Annotated in this window: 2 protein-coding genes; both read right to left on the bottom strand. The window is 70.7% G+C overall.

The annotated features are described in order from the left end of the window. The coding region (locus ACFU95_RS50910) for a type I polyketide synthase (RefSeq protein WP_383844760.1) at window positions 1–1,655 on the bottom strand (1,655 nt) is incomplete at its 3' end. After that, on the bottom strand, window positions 1,652–2,101 hold a 450-nt coding region (locus ACFU95_RS50905; protein ID WP_383844757.1), incomplete at its 5' end, for an acyl carrier protein. The genes ACFU95_RS50905 and ACFU95_RS50910, both read right to left, overlap by 4 nt.

Raw genomic sequence — 2,101 nt, 5'->3', positions numbered from 1 at the left:
GTGAGGGGGGTGTCGGGGTGTTCGGTGAGGTAGGTGGCGAGGCGTTGCGCCTGTCCGGCCAGCCCGGTGCTGCCTCGGGCTGAGAGCAGCAGTGGTATCGGGCCCGTACCGTCGGCCAGCACCCGCGGCCGCTCACCGCCCCCCTCGGGCTCCGCTGCCACCGACTCGCCGTCTGCCTGCGGGGCCTGCTCCGAGGGCTGTTCGAGGATGACGTGCACATTCGTGCCGCTGACCCCGAAGCTGGACACGGCGCTACGCCGCGGCCGGTCGCTCTCGGGCCAGGGACGCGCCTCGGTCAGCAGCTCGACATGCCCGGCCGACCAGTCCACCTTCGGGGTCGGCTCGTCCACGTGCAGGGTGCGCGGCAGCACCCCGTGCTGCATGGCCATCACCATCTTGATGACCCCGCCGACTCCGGCGGCGGCCTGCGTATGACCGACGTTCGACTTCAACGACCCCAGCCACAGCGGTCGTTCGGCGTCGTGGTCCTGCCCGTACGTGGCCAGGAGTGCCTGCGCCTCGATCGGGTCCCCGAGTGTCGTGCCCGTGCCGTGCGCCTCCGCGGCGTCGACATCGGCACCGGTCAGCCCGGCATTCGCCAACGCCTGCCGGATCACCCGCCGTTGCGAGGGGCCGTTCGGCGCGGTCATGCCGTTGGAGGCGCCGTCCTGGTTCATGGCCGAACCCCGCACCACACCGAGGATCCGGCGCTTGTTGCGCACCGCGTCCGACAGCCGCTCCAGCACGAGTACGCCCGCGCCCTCGGCCCAGCCGGTCCCGTTCGCGGCAGCGGCGAAGGCCTTGCAGCGGCCGTCGGGGGACAGGCCGCGCTGCCGGGAGAAGTCGACGAACACGGCCGGGGACGACATCACGGTCACACCCCCGGCCAGCGCGAGGGAGATCTCACCGGTCCGCAGCGCCTGGGCCGCCAGATGCAGCGTCACCAGGGAGGAGGAACAGGCGGTGTCGACGGTGACCGCCGGGCCCTCCAGGCCCAGGAGGTACGACACCCGGCCCGACAGCACACTGCCCGCGCCACCCGTCATGAGATAGCCCTCGACACCCTCGGGCGCTCCGCCGACCTCGTCCGCCGTCCCGACCGCGTAGTCGTGGTACATGTGCCCGGTGAAGACCCCGACGGGAGTCCCACGCACCGCGGCCGGGTCGATGCCGGCCCGCTCCAGCGACTCCCAGGAGATCTCCAGCATCAGCCGCTGTTGCGGGTCCATGGCCAGTGCCTCGCGCGGCGAGATCCCGAAGAACGCCGGATCGAACTGGTCGGCGTCGTGCAGGAACCCGCTCTCCCGGCAGTAGCTGGTGCCGGGGTGGTCCGGGTCCGGATGGAAGAGGTTCTCCAGGTCCCAGCCACGGTTCTCGGGAAAACCGGTCACCGCATCGCCGCCCGAGGCGACCAGATCCCACAGCTCCTCAGGTGAGGTCACCCCGCCCGGGTAGCGGCACGCCATGCCGACGATCGCGATCGGCTCGGAGTTGGCCGCGACGACCTGGTCGTACTGCTCCTGGAGACGCGCGTTCTCCTTCAACGACGTCCGCAGCGCGTTGATGATCTGTTCGCTCTGGGGCTGGGGCTGGGGCTGGGGCTGGGGCTGGGGCTGGGGCTCCATGATGTCCTCGTCTGTCTGCTGTCCGGTCACGGCTGGGTGTTGCGCAGGGCTCGCTGCACGAGGTCGCCCACGTTCATCGCATCGATCAGTTCGATCTGCTCCTCGGCGCGGGACGCGGGAGCGGACGCGGAAGCGGCCGTCTCCGCGTGCACGAGTGAGATCAACGCGTCGAGAAGCCCCGCCTCACGCAAGCGGCTGAGCGGTACGGCGGCCAGGACACGCCGTATCTCCTTCTCGTCGACCTCCGGCTCGTCGACGCCGTCCCCGACGAGTTCGGTCCGCAGATACTCGGCCAGCGCCATGGGCGACGGGTGATCGAAGATCAGCGTGGCGGGCAGACGCAGCCCGGTCTGCGTGGCCAGCCGGTTCCGCAGCTCGACCGCTGTGAGGGAGTCGAAGCCGATGTCGTTGAGGGCGCGGTCGGGGTCGAGTTGGTGGGTGGTGGTGTGGCCGAGGGTGGTGGCGGCTGTTTGTTG

Source organism: Streptomyces sp. NPDC057623 (genome assembly GCF_042800355.1).
Classification (GTDB): domain Bacteria; phylum Actinomycetota; class Actinomycetes; order Streptomycetales; family Streptomycetaceae; genus Streptomyces.
Note: the sequence above shows the minus strand (reverse complement) of the source record. Positions and strands in the feature narration are given on the sequence as shown.